Source organism: Aminobacter sp. P4_D5 (assembly GCF_056401815.1).
The window spans coordinates 101,236-118,094 of sequence record NZ_JBFUIP010000001.1; the positions used below are offsets into that span (position 1 = coordinate 101,236).

Here is a 16,859-nt window from a genome sequence, read left to right on the forward strand (position 1 = left end):
GCGTTCTCTCTTTCACAGGGGAGTAAGGCAGTAGGGGAATAGGGCAGTATGTGAAACCAGGCGATTGCCCTATTGCCTTATTGCCCTACTCCCCTAACCCCTTCCCGTCTGTCCGCGATGGCGGAGATAGTGGTCGGCGATCGCGCAGGCAACCATTGCCTCGCCGATCGGCACGGCACGGATGCCAACGCACGGATCATGCCGGCCCTTGGTCATCACATCGACATCCTTGCCGTCCTTGTCGATAGACTTGCGCGGCGTCAGGATCGACGAGGTAGGCTTGACGGCGAAACGTGCGATCACGGCCTGTCCTGTCGAGATGCCGCCCAATATACCGCCGGCATGGTTGGACAGGAAGTGTGGCACCCCGTCATTGCCCATGCGCATCTCGTCGGCATTCTCTTCGCCGGTGATCCGCGCGGCCTCAAAACCGTTGCCGATCTCGACGCCCTTGACGGCGTTGATCGACATCAGGTTCGACGCGATGTCCTGGTCAAGCTTGCCGTAGATCGGCGCGCCCAAGCCGGCAGGCACACCCTCGGCGACGATCTCGATCACTGCACCGACAGACGAGCCCGACTTGCGGATGCCGTCGAGATAGTCGGCGAAGACCTGCACTGAACCAGCATCTGGCGTGAAGAACGGGTTTTCGGCACTGCCGATGAAATCCCAGTCCCAGTTGGCCCGGTCGATCGACTTGACGCCCATCGACACCAGCGCGCCGCGCACGACGAGGCCGGGCACGACCTTGCGCGCTATCGCACCTGCCGCCACGCGTGCGGCCGTCTCGCGCGCCGAGGAACGGCCGCCGCCGCGATGATCGCGCAGGCCGTATTTGACGTCGTAGGTGTAGTCGGCATGGCCGGGACGATATTGCCGGGCGATCTCGCCATAGTCCTTGGAACGCTGGTCGACATTTCCGATCAGCATCGAAATCGGCGTGCCGGTCGAGATCAACGTCTCGCCGTCATCGTCCGTGATGATGCCGGACAGCACCTTGACCTCGTCGGGTTCACGGCGCTGGGTGACGAAACGCGACTGGCCCGGCTTGCGCTTGTCGAGTTCGTCCTGGATGTCCTTCAGCGTGAAACGGATGCCGGGCGGGCAGCCGTCGACRACRCAGCCRAKKGCCGGSCCRTGGCTCTCGCCCCAGGTGGTRACGCGRAASAGGTGGCCGAAGSTGTTGTGCGACATGCAAAGGGCCCTTTCCGGCAGGTGCCGGGGTATGGCCGCGTTCTAGCGCATGACCCCGAAAAGTAAAATTCCTTTTCGACAAAGGACGATGCGCCGATTCAACGTGATGGAGCGCACCGGCACGTCCATTGAGCCGCGCAGCGCGTCTTTGGCCATTTTAGCGGTGGTCAAACTGTGATCGGAGCCGATTTAGTTTTGACACATTCGGTTGGTTTCTGCTTCCTTCCGACCGCCCCGTTTGTTTTGCCTCGCGCTTTGCGGGGCGCAGAGAAAAAGAGGACGACAATGCGTACCCTTATTGGCGCCGTTGCCGCCGTGCTCATGATGTCAGGCGCAGCACTGGCCGCCGAAGCCGAAGGTCAGGTCAAGTCGGTCGACAAGGAAAAATCGATCATCACGCTCGACAACGGCAAGACCTACAAGCTGCCGGGCGAGTTCGATGTCGACAACATCAAGCCGGGCATGGAAATCCTGCTGGCCTATGACGTGGTCGAGGGCGAAAACCTGATCACCGACATGGAACTGCCGCAGTAACAGCGAAATTCGCGGCCGCTAGAGCCATTCCAGGCGGCCGTTTTCCACTTTCAGCACGCGGTCTTGGGGGATCTCCAGGGCCGCGGCTTTGTTTTTGGGCAGGTCTTCGACAAGCCTGAAGATCGCGCGCAAGACACCGCCATGGGTCACGCAGACCGTCGGTCGCGCAACCTCCGCCAGCCAGGGACGAATACGGCGGGTGAGCATTTCATAGCTCTCCGCATCCTCGCCCGGCGGCACGAAATCCCACTTGTCCAGTTGCCGCGCAGCGCTCACGCCTGGTTTGCGGGCTTCGAGTTCGGCGAAGGTGAAGCCCTGCCAGTCGCCGAAATTCACTTCGATGAGCCGCGAGTCAGTGCGATAGGCCAAGGGATCGAGCCCCATCGCAATTCGCACGCGCTGCATCGTCTCGCGGGTACGCCGCATCGGGCTTGCCACGAAATCGAAAGCCTCGGGATTGGGAACAAGTTCGGCTAGCCTACGACCATTACGGTCGGCCTGCTCGCGCCCGAGAGCATTGATGTCGATGTCGGCCTGGCCCTGCAGACGCTGCTCAGCGTTCCAGGGCGTCTGGCCATGGCGCACGAAATAGATGAGCGGGGTCATGTCGAACCGGGTCGGAGGTCAGTCCTTCACGGCTGCGATATCGGGCGCATCGACAGCCTTCATGCCAACGACATGGTAGYCGGAATCGACGTGATGCACTTCGCCGGTGACGCCGCGCGACAGATGCGACAGAAAATAGAGCCCGGCGTCGCCAACCTCCTCGATCGAAACGGTACGGCGCAGCGGCGCGTTGTATTCGTTCCACTTCAAGATGTAGCGGAAGTCGTCGATGCCAGACGCAGCAAGCGTCTTGATCGGGCCGGCAGAGATGGCGTTGACGCGGATGTTCTTGGGGCCGAGGTCAACGGCGAGATATTTGACGCTGGCCTCAAGCGCTGCCTTGGCGACGCCCATGACGTTGTAGTTCGGCATCACCTTTTCGGCGCCGTAATAGGTCATGGTCAAAAGCGAACCGCCATCGGTCATCAGCTTCTCGGCGCGCTGGGCGACTGCCGTGAAGGAATAGACCGAGATGTCCATGGTGCGCAGGAAGTTGCCGTGGCTGGTGTCGACGTAGCGGCCAGTCAGCTCATCCTTGTCGGAGAAGCCGATGGCGTGGACGACGAAGTCGAGCTTGCCCCACTTCTTTTCCAGCGTCTCGAAGCAGGCGTCGACGGTTGCCATGTCGGTGACGTCGCAATGGCCGCAGACAAAAGCGCCGATTTCGGCGGCCAGCGGCTCGACGCGCTTCTTCAGCGCATCGCCCTGATAGGTAAACGCCAATTCCGCGCCCTGGTCGGCGCAAGCCTTGGCAATGCCCCAGGCAATGGATCTGTTGTTGGCGACGCCAAGAATAAGGCCGCGCTTGCCGGCCATCAGGCCCTGTCCACCCGCCATGTGAGCGCACTCCAATGCATGATTTGTTTGGGAGAGCCTATCGCATAGGCAATCTGCACCTTCAAGCGTTCATACGCCGACATACTGCGGCCGGCGACATCGCGCCGGCCCGCTTTCAGCCGTTGGACTTGCGCATCAGCTCTTCAAGTGCCGCATCGCCGCCTTCAGGCAGCATCACGCGGACATGAGCATACATGTCGCCGTGGCCGCCCGCTTTTTCAGGCAGACCGCGCCCCTTGATGCGCAAGACCTTGTCCGAACTCGACCAGGCCGGCACCTTGACGGCAATGCGCCCGGTCGGCGTTTCCACGGCAAGCTTGGCGCCGAGCACAGCATCGTGAAGCTGAACCGGCAGGTCGGCATGCAGGTCCCGGCCCTCTACACGGTAGCGCGGATGGCGGCGGAACCTGATCTTGACCAGTGCGTCACCGGCACCACCAAAGCCCTGCTCGCCCTGGCCCTTGAGCCTGATCGTCTGGCCGTCCTCGACATATTCCGGCAGCTTGACCGCCAGCTTGCGGCCATCGGGGAACATGGCGGTGACCTTTGGCGCGGTCGCCGCTTCCTCGATGGTCACATCGAGCGTGACATTGACGTCGGCGCCCGGCTGGGCGCGTTGCCCGCCCCCCATGCCTGCGCCGGCACCGGCACCAGCACCGCGCTGGCTGAAGGAATCGCCGAAAATCTGGCTGAATATGTCACCGGCATCGAACGATTGGCCGCCCGGGCCACCGGAGCGGAATTCGAATCGCGAGCCGCCAGGTCCTGCCTGCTGTCGGCGGAACCCGCTATAGGGATCGCCACCCGCAGCGCCTTCAAAGCCATGGAAGCGCTGCTTGCCCTCGGCGTCGATCTCGCCGCTGTCGAAGGCTGCCTTCTTCTTCTCGTCGCCGAGTATCTCGTAGGCTTGGTTGGCCGCGGAAAAGCGTTCCTTCGCCTTCGGATCGTCAGGGTTCTGATCCGGGTGATGCTTCTTGGCGAGTTTGCGGTAAGCCGCTTTTATGTCCTTGGCCGAGGCGTTCTTGGCAACGCCCAGCACCTCATAGGGGTCGCGCATGTCTCATTCCATAAACAGAGAAAAGGGTTGGTTCCCCCCTATATGCGCTTGGCTAGGAAGAAATTCCAGAGGCGGAAGTACCTTGATCGTCAGACAGGTTCGAATGCCAGCATCTGCCAGGCACCTGCACCGGCAGCACAAACTTCGCCCTTGAACAGCCTGACGCCATCAAAGCTTTCGCGCGAAACAGCGAACTCCCGACACAACACGCCGCGCTCGGTGCTCTCCACGAGCGCGCTGATGGCGCCGCGCGAACCGGTATCGGCATTGGCCCAGGGAATTGCCTGCCCCTTCAGCTCGGCGACGTCGACGGACGAAACCGCATTGCGGATCGTTGTCTCATCGGCCAGCCGATTCGCATCGGTGGTACGGTTCACGTCGTCGGGGATCTTGCTGGTCACCAGGCTGCGATCCACCTCCGCCTTATCCAGGCTGAAGCCACCAGCACCACAGGCGCTGATCGTCGTCAGGCTAAGCAGCAGCACCACCTTGAAGGATCGGAACCCGAATTGTGGGAGGCAATGGCCCTCAAAGGCTTGCGCGAAGCGCGACAATAGGCATTCTCCCGGTCGGATATGGCAAGTCGAGTAAAAGCTATGACGGACACAGAGTTAACAAGCAGTGACTTCACGCAGAGCGCGGAGCCTTTCTGGCTTTTTGCCACGTGGCTCAAGGATGCGACGGCCAGTGAGCCGAACGATCCCACCGCGCTGGCGCTCGCCACCGTTGACACCGATGGGTTGCCTGACGTGCGCATGGTGCTGCTCAAGGGTTTCGACGAACACGGCTTTGTCTTCTACACCAATTTCGAAAGCGCCAAGGGCCGCGAGATCCTGGCGACAATGAAGGCGGCCATGTGCTTCCACTGGAAGTCGCTGCGCCGCCAGGTGCGGGTGCGCGGTCCTGTGGAAATCGTCACCGACGCCGAGGCCGACGAGTATTTCGCCACCCGCCCGCGCGGTAGCCGCATCGGCGCCTGGGCCTCGAAACAGTCACGCCCGCTTGAAAGCCGATTCGCGCTGGAAAAGGCGGTGGCTGAATACACCGCCCGCCACGCCATCGGCGAAATCCCGCGCCCGCCGCACTGGTCAGGCTTCCGCATCGTGCCGAGCCAGATCGAATTCTGGCACGACCGCCCGTTCCGGCTGCACGACCGTGTCGTCTTCAGCCGCAACGAAGAAGGCGGTTGGGACAAGGACCGGCTCTATCCGTAAGGACAAGAGGAGCCATCGCGGCGGCTCGTTGCCGCCGCCTACGATGCAGCGGGGTGCTTGGTCGCAAGTCCCGCAAGGCGGAAGTAGTCGCAATCCGCAAGGTTCGGCAGCGTCAGCAACTCTGCGGGCGCGAACCATTTGATCTCGGTGTGCTCGTCGCAGATGTTTTCAGGCATACCGTCGGTCCACGCGGTAACCGCGTAGATATGATGCACGGCATCACCGTAGAGATCGGGTCGGCGCTCGGGAACGCATTCCAGCCACAGGAACTCCGTCGGCGTCACGCCTATTTCCTCACGCACCTCACGCTTCATGGCTTCATCGAGCGTTTCGCCTGCTTCAACCCGGCCACCGATCGAATCCCAGTGGTCGGGCCATGCCTTCTTCCAGGGTGCACGTAGCCCGAGCAAAACCTGCCCGTGCTGGTTCACAAGAAGCGCACCGACCGTCACCACCGGATTTGTCATCGCGCCGCCTCGTTCACCGGTGCCATCAGCCCTTTTTGCGCGACATGAAGGCGACGAGTGCGGCTTTCGCTTCGTCAGACTTGAGCCGGGCACGGAAATGCGCGCCCTCTTCATTGATGCGTTCAACAAGCGCCGAGCGGTCGCCACGCATCAGGTCGCGGGCGATCTTCAGCGCTTGCGGCGGCTTGGCTGCGATCTCGCGGGCAGCGGCAAGTGTTGCCGCCTCCAGCTCATCTTCGGCGACAACCTTGTAGATCAGCCCCGATGCCTGCGCGCGCTCGGCCGAAAAACCCTCGCCGAGCCCGAGCAAAGCAAAGGCGCCCTGGTAGCCAAGCACCTGCGGCGCAAGCAGGCTGGAGCCCGCCTCTGGCACCAGGCCGAGATCGACGAAGGGCGTGCGGAACACCGTGCGCGGGGTGGCGAAGGTCAGGTCGCAATGCAGGTTGATGGTCGTGCCGATGCCAACGGCGATGCCGTCGACACCCGAGATGACAGGCTTTTCGGTCTTGGCGATCGCCAGCAGGAAATCCCACACCTCGCCGCCGCCTTCGCCGCCGGTCGCGATCACCATGAAATCGGCAAGGTCGTTGCCGGACGAAAACGCGCCGGGCACGCCAAGGAAGACATGGCAGCGCACGGCCGGATCGGCATCGCCTGCGGCAAGTGCTGCCGCCATCTCGGCATACATCGCGCGCGTGATGGCGTTTTTCTTGTCCGGACGGTTCATCCGGATGATCTGCACGGCGTCCTGCCGCTCGATGAGAATGTGGTCGCTCACTTCAGTCTCGTCCTCGTCCCAGATGTCACGCCGAAATCAGCGCCGTGGCGGCAGCGGCAAGGCTGCCCGCGCCACCGGTGATGCGATCCTTCAGTGCCCCCGTCTCGCCAAGCAGGTTTTCGGCAAAGAACCGGCAAAGGGCGATGCGGTTCTGATCGCCGTTGGCAAGGGCAGCGCGCGCCAGATAGGCGCCACCGGCCACCAGCGCGAACAGCCTGAGATATGGCGTAGCGCCGGCCAGGGCATCGTCCGTTCGGCCGTCGCTGAGCTTGATTTGCAGATCGCGCGTAGCGTCCTGCAGATCGTCCAGCGCCTGATCGAGATTGAGCGCGGTGCGGCCATAGGCTTCGCTATTCATCGCAGCCACCGCGATGCCAATACCATCCAGCTCCCTGATGTAGCCGAATACATGCTCGCCGCCGCCGAGCGGCAGCTTGCGGGTCACCAGGTCGATCGCCTGGATGCCGTTGGTGCCTTCATAGATCGGAGCGATGCGGGCGTCGCGCAGAAGGGCCGCGGCACCGGTCTCTTCGATGAAACCCATGCCGCCATGGATTTGCACGCCGAGCGAAGCGACGTCGACACCGACATCGGTGGCAAAGGCTTTCGCGACCGGCGTCAAAAGATTGGCACGGTCCTGCCAATGCGCCTTGTCCGCACCCTCCGAAACCCGAGCCATGTCGATGGCGTGCGCACAGGAATAGGCAAGGGCACGCGCGGTTTGTGTCAGCGCCTTCATGGTCAGCAGATTCCGCTGCACATCGGGATGATGGACGATGGGCGCCATGCCCTCGCCCTTGTAGGACGACGCCTTGCCCTGGCGCCGGTCGTTGGCATAGGCGAGCGCCTTTTGGAACGCGGTCTCGGCAATGGCCACGCCCTGGATACCGACCAGCAAGCGGGCATTGTTCATCATGGTGAACATGCAGGCGAGCCCGCGATGTTCCTCACCAATGAGCCAGCCAACGGCGCCCGGCTCGCGGTCCTTGGCAAAACCATCGCCATAAATCATCGTGCAGGTTGGCGAAGCATGGATGCCGAGCTTCTCCTCGAGGCCCGAGCAGAACACGTCGTTGCGCTCACCCGGCGTGCCGTCCTCGTTGAGCAGGAATTTCGGCACCAAAAACAGCGAGATGCCGCGCGTGCCTGCTGGCGCATCGGGCAACCGCGCCAGCACCAGATGAACGATATTGTCGGTAAAATCGTGCTCGCCATAGGTGATGAAAATCTTCTGGCCGAAGATGCGGTAGGTGCCGTCGTCGGCCCGTTCGGCGCGCGTCCGCAGGGCCGCAAGGTCCGAACCGGCCTGCGGCTCGGTCAGGTTCATGGTGCCCATCCACTCGCCGGAGACGAGCTTGGCGAGATAGGCCGCCTTCAGCTCCTCGGAGGCATGCTTTTCCAGCGCCTCGACCGCACCCATGCTCAAGGTCGGACCGATGCCAAAGGCCATCGAGGCGGAGTTCCACATTTCAAGGGCTGCGACCCCCATCATGGTCGGCAGGCCTTGCCCGCCATATTCCTCGGGACCGTTCAGGCTGTTCCAACCGCCTTCAGTCCAATGCTTGTACAGATCCTTCCAGCCGGGAGGCATGGTCACCGCAGCGTCCTTGAGCCTGGCGCCGGTGCGGTCGCCGACCTTGTAGAGCGGTGCCACCTCCTCGGTGGCGAAACGCCCGGCCTCGCCCAGGATGGCGTCGATCAGGTCCTCGCTGAGGTCGCCGAAGGTGCCGGCGTCGAGCGCGGCCTTCAGGCCCGCGACATGCTTCAGCGCAAAGGCTATTTCTTCCACCGGGGCGCGATACATGACGCTTCCTCCTGCCTGTCCTGATGAACTGCTGTCGCGGCCTCACCACCGCCTGCCACGCACACTAGCCGTCTTCCTTCAACGAGGGGAAGTGACTTTTGACGTAAACGTCAAGTTTTTGGCCGCACTTTGCACCAAAGTCTCAGGTGGGTAGAAGTCGCGAAATCGAAGAGGATGACCATGCTCGCCCGGCCCGACGCCTATAGCTGCATCGAATGCGGCCTGCCCTACCGTTCCGAAGGCTTCTGGTATCACGGCGGTAAGATCGAGGACGGCGCGGCCTACTGGACGGATCGCGGCATCCTGTGTTCGCCGAAATGCTCGCTCGCGCACCATCGCAAACGCGCGGCCGAAGGCACGCTGCCGACCACGCCCGCGCCTGATCCGTTTGAGTGACACCCCGTCACTGTCGCTTTCAACCTAGGGACGGTGGAGCTTCATCAGTATTTCCTTAACCATGGCGGTCCACCATCGGTTCGTCACCGAGGATCGCCTTTGAGGGGACTGGCGTCTAAGCTTCACCGACTTGCGCTCGCTGCGCTCACCGCCGCGTGGACATTCCACCTTCCAGTCGTCTCCCATGCCTCCGACTTCTCCGAACCGTGGAAGAAGGTCGACCGCGCGCTGGTCATCGACGCCTACGAATACAACTCCATCGACTGGCAGAAGCTGTCGGGCGACAAGCGCATCGTCGGCTTCATCAACAAGGCCTCGGACGGCCTGCCGCCGCCCTATTCCTGCTCCGGCGAGGAAACAGCCTACAAGCTGTGCAAGGCACTTTGGAAACGCCATGCGGTGGCCCGCGAGTTGTTCCACACGCGCAAGGTGGTCGCCAAGGCGCTTGGCCTCAAATGGGGCGCCTACCACCTCGCCCGTCCCGGCAATCCGATCGAGCAGGCCGACAACTTCCTCGACTTCGCCGAGCCCGGCCCTGACGACCTGATGGCCATCGACATCGAGGAAAACGATCCGACCAAATGGATGTCGCTGGAGGACGCAGAGCTGTTCGTGCGCCGCATCTTCTCGCGTACCGGCCGCTACCCGATCCTCTACACCAATGGCACGACATCGCGTTACATCGCCGACAATCGCTACCGCTACCGGCTCTTGTCGCGCCTGCCGCTGTGGTATGCGCGCTACAAGCCCGAGATCGGCATCCATTTTCCGAAAGGCAACTGGCAAGGCTATTCGCTGTGGCAATTCTCGGCGCAGGCCAATTGCGGCATCCGGCGCTGCCCCTACCGCGTCGCCGGCACGCCCAACGACATCGACGTCAATGTCGCGCCGATGGACGCGGACGGCCTGCGCAAGGTCTGGCCATTTGGCCAGCTGATCGAGACGACCGACGAGTTCATGGTCAATGTGCCAGTGCCGATCGCACGCGATCAGGGCCTCAAGGGCGAAAGCCGCATCACCTATGCCTCGGTCGCCTATCCGGTGCGGCTTGATCTTCTCGCCGAAACGCTGCGGTCGAGCTGGAACAAGGCAGTTCTCAGCGCCCTGCCGGCGATCAAGGTTCCCGCCAGCCGCTACGCCAACGGCATGGCTGAATATGCCGCTGCCAGGCTCGACCAGCGCCTGCGCGCAAGCAGCAAGGCTGAACTCGATCCGGTCGCGACGGCTTCCACCGAACTGGACAGCGCCGGGCGCTAAGCCTGCTGTTCGCGCTCCACGGCGCGCCAGCCGATATCGCGGCGGCAAAATCCCTCCGGCCAATCGATCTGGTCGATCGCCGCATAGGCTTTTTTCTGCGCTTCGCTGACGCTGCGGCCTGTCGCCGTGACATTCAGCACGCGCCCGCCATTGGCGACGATCTTGCCATCCTGAACCGCTGTCCCGGCATGGAATACCTGGGCGCCTGACGCCTCGGCCTTGTCGATACCTGATATCACCGAGCCTTTTTCCGGCGTGCCAGGGTAGCCCTTGGCCGCCATCACAACCGTGAGTGCCACCTCGTCGCGCCAGCGCGCCGACACATGCGCCAGCTGGCCGTCGGCGGCGGCGTTGAGCAGTACGAGAAGGTCTTCCTTGAGCCGCATCATCAGCACCTGGCATTCCGGGTCGCCGAAGCGGGTGTTGTATTCGATCAGCTTCGGCCCCTCGTCGGTCAGCATCAGGCCGGCAAACAGCACGCCGGCAAACGGCGCACCCATATCGGCCATGCCGCGCATCGTCGGCTCGATGATCTCGCGCATCGTCTGTTCGATCAGCTCGGGCGTCATGACGGGAGCGGGAGAATAGGCGCCCATGCCGCCAGTATTGGGCCCGACATCGCCGTCGCCGACGCGCTTGTGGTCCTGTGCTGTGCCGAAAGGCAGGGCGGTCTTGCCGTCGCACAGGCAGAAGAAGCTGGCTTCCTCCCCGGTCATGAACTCTTCGACCACCACCGAAGCGCCAGCACCGCCGAACGCGCCATCGAAGCAGCCATCCACCGCTTCCAACGCTTCATCCAGTGTCATCGCCACCGTCACGCCCTTGCCGGCGGCCAGACCATCGGCCTTGATGACGATCGGCGCACCCATCTTTTCGACATAGGCGCGGGCATCGGCGGGGTTGTCGAAACGGCCGTAGGCAGCAGTCGGAATACCGTAGCGGGTGCACAGATCCTTGGTGAAACCCTTGGAGCCCTCGAGTTGGGCCGCGGCCTTGGACGGACCGAAGACACGAATGCCCTCGGCGCGCAGGTCATCGCCGATGCCGGCGACCAGCGGGCCCTCCGGACCTACGACGACGAGATCGATGGCCTTGTCCTTGCAGAACGCTGCTACCGCCGCATGGTCGGCGACATCGAGCGCCACCAGTTCTGCCTCCTGCGCGATGCCCGGGTTGCCCGGCGAGGCATAAAGCTTGGTCAGCATGGGCGACGCCGCAAGCTTCCAGGCCAGCGCGTGTTCGCGGCCGCCGGAGCCGATGAGCAGGATGTTCATGCCAGTGACCTCTTGCCGAAACGGAATGTGATGCACCCGCTATTGGTCGTGGCGGCTAAGGTCAAGGAGAGAACGAGCTGCCGATTGTCAGCAGTCGATGAAACGGCGACCAGCTACCTGTCATAGTGATAGCGGCATGCGGCAATCTCCAGCGCCTGCGTTTCGCCTTTTCCGGTCACCCGGTAGATGAAGCGGTGCTCGCGCGTGATGCGTCGGGACCAAAAGCCTGAGAAGTTGCCAGAAAGGGGTTCCGGCTTGCCGATCCCAACGAAGGGCGACCGCATCGTATCCTTGATAAGCTCATTTATCCTGTCACAGACAGCCTTGTCGCTCTGCTGCCAAAACAAGTAGTCAGACCACGAAGCTTGCGAGAAGATGATCCGCATTACCCGATCGAATCTCGCTCAACCACCTCGCCAGCATCGAGCTCTGCAATCGAACGCTGGAGATGCTCAGCATTGGCGCGAGAGCTCAGCAGGTGCAGGGTCTCGCGGAGACCTTCGAGCTCGGAAAGCGCCATCACCACCACAGGCTCATGATTTTGTCTCGTGACGATCAGCTCGGTCCGGTCTTCCTCGACCTTGTCGAAGTGCTTGGCCATATTGGCGCGCAATTCGGTAAGCGTAACGTAGGTCATGTCGACCTCCTTGATCCATATCTGTACATATATACGTACGCATAATCTATATCAAGCCTGAGCGTCTTGACGCCCGCGCGCGCCGCTGGCACTCCCAACACATGGAACAGATCCAATCGAAAGCCGGCCAGGGCCGGGTTGCCGACGCCCCCAGCGGACACTGGGTCTACCGCGCCTTGCCGCGCGGGCTGTGGCCCTATGCACAGCTCGCGCGCTGGGACAGGCCGATTGGCTGGGTGCTGTTGCTCTGGCCTTGCTGGTGGTCGGTTGCCATGGCGGCAAGCGCGTTTGCGCGGCCAGGCGACAGCCTGATCTCGCTGTTGCCCTCGCCGTGGTTCCTGGCTCTCTTCCTTGTCGGCGCCATCGCCATGCGCGGCGCCGGCTGCACCTACAACGACATCGTCGACGAGGGCATCGACGCTCAGGTCGAGCGCACGCGTTCGCGTCCGCTTCCCTCCGGCCAGGTCAGCCGCCGTCAGGCGTGGGTATTCCTGGTGCTCCAGGCACTGGTCGGGCTTGTGGTGCTGTTGCAGTTCAACAGCTTCACTATCCTGCTCGGCATCTCGTCACTGGCTATCGTTGCGATCTACCCGTTCATGAAACGCTTCACCAACTGGCCGCAGTTCGTGCTCGGCCTTGCCTTTTCCTGGGGCGCGCTGATGGGCTGGGCGGCCGAGTTCGGCGACATCGACGGCCCGGCCGTGCTGCTCTATTTCGGCTCGATCATGTGGGTGATCGGTTACGACACGATCTACGCCCACCAGGACAAGGAAGACGACGCGCTGGTCGGCGTGAAATCGACCGCGCGTTTCTTCGGCGAAAACACCAAATCATGGCTGGTCGGGCTTTATGCCGGCGCGCTGATGCTGTTTGCCACAGCCTTTGCCATCGCACAGGTGCCGATGCCCGCACTCGCCGGCCTGGTTGCCGCCGGTGCGCATATGGCAAGGCAGATCATCACGCTCGACATCGATGATCCAGACCAGTGTCTCAGGCTGTTCAGGTCGAACGGCCAGATTGGCTGGATCATCTTCATTGGTCTGGTCTGCGGCGGCGCCTGGGTGGCGCTGAAGCCGCTGATCTAGTTCGCGTCATGCCCGGGCGATAATCTCTTCACCGTCGATAACGAGCCGAACACCGAGCGTGCCTGATTTGCGGCGGGCGAGGAAACGCGGACGGCGCATGCGCGACACGCGGCCCTTGCGGCGTTCCTGCGGCGGCATGGTCTTGATCGCCGCGCCGAGCGACTCTTCCAATGTGCGAGCAACACCGTCCGCCTCGATCAGCAGCATCGGCAGGTTGTAGAAATCAGCCCAGGCGCGCCAGTCGGCGGCAACGTCCTCGAGATCGTCGGCGACCAGTAGCGGCACCGAAAGCATCGGATCGTTGTGCAGCAGTTCCAGCGTCACCGTGACGTTGAGATCCTCGTCTTCCATGGCACGCGCAGCGACACCACGAAAAGCGCGCGCCGGCAGTGCGATGGCGGCGGGCAGCCCGCTCTGCGCCAGCACACGGCGGATCACCGCGCCGCGGTGGTCGATCGTGAAGGTGACGTCGCCAAGGTCATCACGCGTCGTGTAGCTGACCTTCTGCGGCAAGCGGAACGGGTCGAGGCGCATGTTGCGTCCCGCCCAGACTGGCTTCAGTCCGGTGTTCATATTGTGCCTTCCTGTTATCTCCTGAGAGCCGGTTTCCGGTCTCTCCGGACCAGTTTTCCCGGTCTCGTTGGGAAGGACACTAGCGGGGGGTCCTTACCGCCCCACTTAAGAAATTGGGTTAAATTTTGCTGATCTCTCCGATGGTTATCGGAATGCCACCAGAGACGTTCAAATCGTCTTGCCGGGGTTCATGATACCGGCAGGATCGAACGCCGACTTGATCCGGCGCATCAGGTCGATGGCGATGGGTGGTGCTGTGGCGATCAGCTCGTCACGCTTGAGCTGGCCGATGCCATGCTCGGCCGAGATCGAACCGTTCATCGCGCGCACAACGTCATGCACCGCCTTGTTCATCTGGCGGTACAGGCCGAGGAATGACGCGCTGTCCATGCCGACCGGCTGGGAGATGTTGTAGTGCAAATTGCCATCGCCCATGTGGCCGAAGCAGACCACCCGCGCCTCGGGGCAGACACTTGCCACGGCAACCGCGCCTTGTTCGATAAAGGCGGGGATGCTGGCGATCGGCACCGAAATGTCGTGCTTGATCGACGCACCTTCGGCCTTTTGCGTTTCCGGCAGCATCTCGCGCAGGCGCCAAAATTCGTTGGCCTGGCCGACGCTCGCGGCAATCGCCGCGTCGCCGACCTGCTCGGCCTCGAAGCCGGCTGAGAGAATATCCTCGATCAGCGTGCGGGCATCCTCAGCCGAGCGTCCTGACGAGATTTCCATCAGCACCTGCCAGGGCCAGTCGCCTTCCAGCGGCGGACGCGCGTCGGGAATGTGGCGCATGGCAAATTCCATCGGCAGATGCCCGATCAGCTCGAACGCGGTCAGGGCGCTGCCGGCAAGGCCCTGGGCACGGTCGAACAGCGCAAGGGCAGCGTCGGGCGACGCCAGGCCGACCCAGGCAACCTCGCGGCCCTTGGGCTTGGGATAGAGCTTGAGCACGGCAGCGGTGATGACGCCGAGCGTGCCCTCGGCACCGACGAACAGGTTCTTCAGGTCGTAGCCGGTGTTGTCCTTCTTGAGCTTGCGCAAATCATCAAGCACCTCGCCGGTGGGCAACACCACCTCGACGCCGAGACAGAGTTCACGCGCATTGCCATAGGCGACCACGCCGGTGCCGCCGGCATTGGACGACAAATTGCCGCCGATCTGGCACGAACCCTGCGAGGCAAGCGAAAGCGGATAGAGCCGGTCGACGTCGTCAGCCGCCTTGTGCAGCACATCGAGCACGACGCCAGCTTCGGCGATCACCGTATTGGACACCGGATCGATCTCGCGAATGCGGTTGAGCCGCGACAGCGACAAAACGACCTGTCCGCCCGAATGGTCGGGCACCTGACCGCCGACCAGGCCGGTATTGCCGCCTTGCGGCACGATCGGCGTGCGGGTTTCGGTGGCGAGCCTCATGATCGCACTCACCTCCTCGACATTTGCCGGACGCAGCACCAGTGAGGTCGCGCCCGTGAACAACCCGCGCGGTTCGTGCACATAAGGTTCGATGTCGGCTTGCGAGCGGACCGCATAGCGGTCGCCGACGATGGCGGTAAAGCGCTCGGCAAGCGCGGGATCGAGGCCGGAGAGATTCTGGGTCATGTGATGAAAGCTAAGTTCAGATGTGGGGAATGTCACGCGGTGCCGCGGCGCGCGCCAGCCTGTCGTTGATCGCCTCGCCGAGTTCGTCTGATGGCACCGGCTCGACGGCGATCAGTTCGGCGCCGCTGCGGTCGAGCGCTTGAAGATGGGCAAACAGATTTGTCGCAGCTTCGCGCAGGTCGCCGGCCTCGGACAGGTTGAGGAAAGCGCGCGCCTGCTGCCAGCCCTCGGCGCGATTTGGGCCGAACCCCAACAGCGCCTCCCCTGCCTGAATACGCACGGCATTGAGCCGCATCTGCGCACCGGGCGCATAATGCGAGGCCAGCATGCCCGGCGCCTCGATGCCGGCAGTCATGCCGCGCAGCAAGGGCATACCGGCGACAGCTTCGATTTCACCTGCGGGAACACCGCCTGGGCGCAGCAGACGCACCTTGCCGTCCTCGACCTTGACGATGGTCGACTCGAGTCCAACCGACGTCGCGCCGCCGTCGACGACCAGCGGAATACGTTCGCCAAGGTCGCTCGCCACCGCCTCGCCGCTGGTCGAGCTGATCTTGCCCGAGCTGTTGGCGCTGGGGGCCGCCAGCGGGCGCCCGAGTTTTGCAATCAAAGTTCCGCCAAAGCCCTTGGGCATGCGCAGCGCAATCGTGTCGAGCCCGGCCGTCACCAGCGGATGGATGCCCGAACCTGGGCGCAACGGCACGACAAGCGTCAAAGGCCCCGGCCAGAACTTTTCGGCGAGCTTCCTCGACAGCGGATCGAACACGCCGATGCGTTCGGCCATGGCCATGTCGGCGACATGGGCGATCAACGGATTGAAACGCGGCCTGCCCTTGGCCTCGAAGATGCGCGCGACCGCCTCGCCATTGGTGGCATCGCCGGCCAGGCCATAAACGGTCTCGGTAGGTATGGCGACGACCTCGCCCGCGCCAAGCAGCGCCAGCGCCCGCTCCATTGCCTTGTCCGCTGCGATCAGTTCCGCCACGTCATAGCTTCCAGTTGCATGCCCGGTCCCTAGCCCGCCTCAGGTGCTGCGACAAGGCGCGGCGCCCAAGATTCAGCCATTGCCTAAAATGCGCGGCATCTTCGCAAGCCGGTTGCAACTGACAGCCAGCTACATTGCGCCTTAGGGTTGCTTCAACTCCGGGGGCCAAATGCGTCTGTTTGCTGCGTTTCTTGCGGCCGGTATCTCGATGTCCGGTACTGCCTATGGGTCTTCGATCATCGTTGTCGAAGGCGATGGCACCAGCCCGTCATCCGTTCTGGTCGACGCTCCAAAATCGGCTGGCAGGTCGATCGTCGATGTCGGTGTTCCATCCATCGATACAGGCAAGGTCGCGGCAATCGACGCCTCGGCCAAAATCTCCAACGCCAAGGCGGGCGGCGAACTGATGGTCATCCGCGGCGGTGACGTTGGCAGTGCATCGCCTGAGCCGGCAGCCATGGCGCCCGCGCAGCAAGCTGCGGCAGGCGATCAGGCGCCGTTGCCAAACGACAGCACGGCGCCCGTCGAGGAAACGGTATCAGCCGAACCTCAATAGCCGGGT

At 62.9% G+C, this 16,859-nt stretch carries 20 protein-coding genes; 6 read left to right on the top strand and 14 right to left on the bottom strand.

Features of this window, described 5'->3' with window-relative positions; all coding sequences use genetic code 11:
* Positions 1 to 93: 93 nt before the first annotated feature.
* Positions 94 to 1,194, bottom strand: coding sequence for a chorismate synthase (gene aroC, locus AC1DWF_RS00460; protein ID WP_476841380.1), 1,101 nt, complete (start codon positions 1,192 to 1,194; stop codon positions 94 to 96).
* A 285-nt stretch (positions 1,195 to 1,479) separates the two neighbouring features.
* Here aroC and AC1DWF_RS00465 point away from each other — a divergent pair, with 285 nt between their 5' ends.
* Entirely contained in the window at positions 1,480 to 1,728 is a 249-nt protein-coding gene (locus AC1DWF_RS00465) for a DUF1344 domain-containing protein (protein ID WP_476784276.1), read from the top strand.
* 18 nt (positions 1,729 to 1,746) lie between these two features.
* Here AC1DWF_RS00465 and AC1DWF_RS00470 read toward each other — a convergent pair whose 3' ends face one another.
* From AC1DWF_RS00470 to AC1DWF_RS00485, 4 genes are all read right to left on the bottom strand, one after another.
* Positions 1,747 to 2,334, bottom strand: coding sequence for a histidine phosphatase family protein (locus AC1DWF_RS00470; RefSeq protein ID WP_476784275.1), 588 nt, complete (start codon positions 2,332 to 2,334; stop codon positions 1,747 to 1,749).
* An 18-nt stretch (positions 2,335 to 2,352) separates the two neighbouring features.
* Positions 2,353 to 3,171, bottom strand: coding sequence for an enoyl-ACP reductase FabI (fabI, locus tag AC1DWF_RS00475; RefSeq protein WP_476841381.1), 819 nt, complete (start codon positions 3,169 to 3,171; stop codon positions 2,353 to 2,355).
* 115 nt (positions 3,172 to 3,286) lie between these two features.
* Positions 3,287 to 4,228 (bottom strand): DnaJ C-terminal domain-containing protein, encoded by a 942-nt coding sequence (locus tag AC1DWF_RS00480; RefSeq protein ID WP_476784273.1) that lies wholly within the window; start codon positions 4,226 to 4,228, stop codon positions 3,287 to 3,289.
* An 89-nt stretch (positions 4,229 to 4,317) separates the two neighbouring features.
* Positions 4,318 to 4,782: an RT0821/Lpp0805 family surface protein gene (locus AC1DWF_RS00485; RefSeq protein ID WP_476784272.1), complete on the bottom strand. Its 465-nt coding sequence runs from the start codon at positions 4,780 to 4,782 to the stop codon at positions 4,318 to 4,320.
* Between the two features lie 42 nt (positions 4,783 to 4,824).
* Here AC1DWF_RS00485 and pdxH point away from each other — a divergent pair, with 42 nt between their 5' ends.
* Positions 4,825 to 5,442, top strand: a complete 618-nt coding sequence (gene pdxH / locus AC1DWF_RS00490) for a pyridoxamine 5'-phosphate oxidase (protein ID WP_476784271.1) — start codon at positions 4,825 to 4,827, stop codon at positions 5,440 to 5,442.
* 38 nt (positions 5,443 to 5,480) lie between these two features.
* On the opposite strand, the gene AC1DWF_RS00495 is transcribed toward pdxH, so the two are convergent.
* Genes AC1DWF_RS00495 through AC1DWF_RS00505 form a run of 3 tightly spaced genes read right to left on the bottom strand, consistent with a single transcriptional unit; the run spans position 5,481 to position 8,491 of the window.
* Complete coding sequence (locus AC1DWF_RS00495; RefSeq protein WP_476787525.1) at positions 5,481 to 5,909, bottom strand: NUDIX hydrolase; 429 nt, start codon at positions 5,907 to 5,909, stop codon at positions 5,481 to 5,483.
* Between the two features lie 25 nt (positions 5,910 to 5,934).
* Positions 5,935 to 6,687, bottom strand: coding sequence for a crotonase/enoyl-CoA hydratase family protein (locus tag AC1DWF_RS00500; protein WP_476781872.1), 753 nt, complete (start codon positions 6,685 to 6,687; stop codon positions 5,935 to 5,937).
* A 25-nt stretch (positions 6,688 to 6,712) separates the two neighbouring features.
* A complete protein-coding gene (locus tag AC1DWF_RS00505; protein WP_476787526.1) occupies positions 6,713 to 8,491 on the bottom strand; it encodes an acyl-CoA dehydrogenase in 1,779 nt (592 codons plus the stop codon).
* 180 nt (positions 8,492 to 8,671) lie between these two features.
* On the opposite strand from AC1DWF_RS00505, the gene AC1DWF_RS00510 reads away from it, so the two are divergent.
* On the top strand, positions 8,672 to 8,887 hold the full coding sequence (locus tag AC1DWF_RS00510; protein WP_476781898.1) for a hypothetical protein: 216 nt from the start codon (positions 8,672 to 8,674) through the stop codon (positions 8,885 to 8,887).
* 99 nt (positions 8,888 to 8,986) lie between these two features.
* Positions 8,987 to 10,144, top strand: a complete 1,158-nt coding sequence (locus AC1DWF_RS00515) for a glycoside hydrolase family 25 protein (RefSeq protein WP_476781874.1) — start codon at positions 8,987 to 8,989, stop codon at positions 10,142 to 10,144.
* Here the strand turns inward: AC1DWF_RS00515 and purD are convergent.
* The 3 genes from purD to AC1DWF_RS00530 form a co-directional block, all read right to left on the bottom strand.
* Entirely contained in the window at positions 10,141 to 11,418 is a 1,278-nt protein-coding gene (gene purD / locus AC1DWF_RS00520) for a phosphoribosylamine--glycine ligase (RefSeq protein ID WP_476781875.1), read from the bottom strand. The two genes, AC1DWF_RS00515 and purD, sit on opposite strands and share 4 nt — an antisense overlap.
* Positions 11,419 to 11,531: 113 nt before the next feature.
* The gene (locus tag AC1DWF_RS00525) at positions 11,532 to 11,804 is read right to left on the bottom strand and encodes a Txe/YoeB family addiction module toxin (protein WP_476781876.1); all 273 of its coding nucleotides are present in this window, start codon (positions 11,802 to 11,804) and stop codon (positions 11,532 to 11,534) included.
* A complete protein-coding gene (locus tag AC1DWF_RS00530) occupies positions 11,804 to 12,055 on the bottom strand; it encodes a type II toxin-antitoxin system Phd/YefM family antitoxin (protein ID WP_476781877.1) in 252 nt (83 codons plus the stop codon). Before AC1DWF_RS00530 ends, AC1DWF_RS00525 begins: the two co-directional genes overlap by 1 nt.
* Positions 12,056 to 12,156: 101 nt before the next feature.
* On the opposite strand from AC1DWF_RS00530, the gene ubiA reads away from it, so the two are divergent.
* On the top strand, positions 12,157 to 13,140 hold the full coding sequence (gene ubiA / locus AC1DWF_RS00535) for a 4-hydroxybenzoate octaprenyltransferase (RefSeq protein WP_476781878.1): 984 nt from the start codon (positions 12,157 to 12,159) through the stop codon (positions 13,138 to 13,140).
* 6 nt (positions 13,141 to 13,146) lie between these two features.
* On the opposite strand, the gene AC1DWF_RS00540 is transcribed toward ubiA, so the two are convergent.
* The 3 genes from AC1DWF_RS00540 to AC1DWF_RS00550 all read right to left on the bottom strand — a co-directional run bounded on the left by AC1DWF_RS00540 (position 13,147) and on the right by AC1DWF_RS00550 (position 16,267).
* On the bottom strand, positions 13,147 to 13,713 hold the full coding sequence (locus AC1DWF_RS00540; RefSeq protein WP_476787527.1) for a DUF6101 family protein: 567 nt from the start codon (positions 13,711 to 13,713) through the stop codon (positions 13,147 to 13,149).
* Between the two features lie 168 nt (positions 13,714 to 13,881).
* Complete coding sequence (locus tag AC1DWF_RS00545) at positions 13,882 to 15,312, bottom strand: FAD-binding oxidoreductase (protein ID WP_476787528.1); 1,431 nt, start codon at positions 15,310 to 15,312, stop codon at positions 13,882 to 13,884.
* Positions 15,313 to 15,328: 16 nt separating this feature from the next.
* Positions 15,329 to 16,267 (bottom strand): L-threonylcarbamoyladenylate synthase, encoded by a 939-nt coding sequence (locus tag AC1DWF_RS00550; protein WP_476781899.1) that lies wholly within the window; start codon positions 16,265 to 16,267, stop codon positions 15,329 to 15,331.
* Positions 16,268 to 16,466: 199 nt separating this feature from the next.
* On the opposite strand from AC1DWF_RS00550, the gene AC1DWF_RS00555 reads away from it, so the two are divergent.
* Complete coding sequence (locus tag AC1DWF_RS00555; RefSeq protein ID WP_476781881.1) at positions 16,467 to 16,853, top strand: hypothetical protein; 387 nt, start codon at positions 16,467 to 16,469, stop codon at positions 16,851 to 16,853.
* The last annotated feature ends 6 nt before the right edge of the window (positions 16,854 to 16,859 follow it).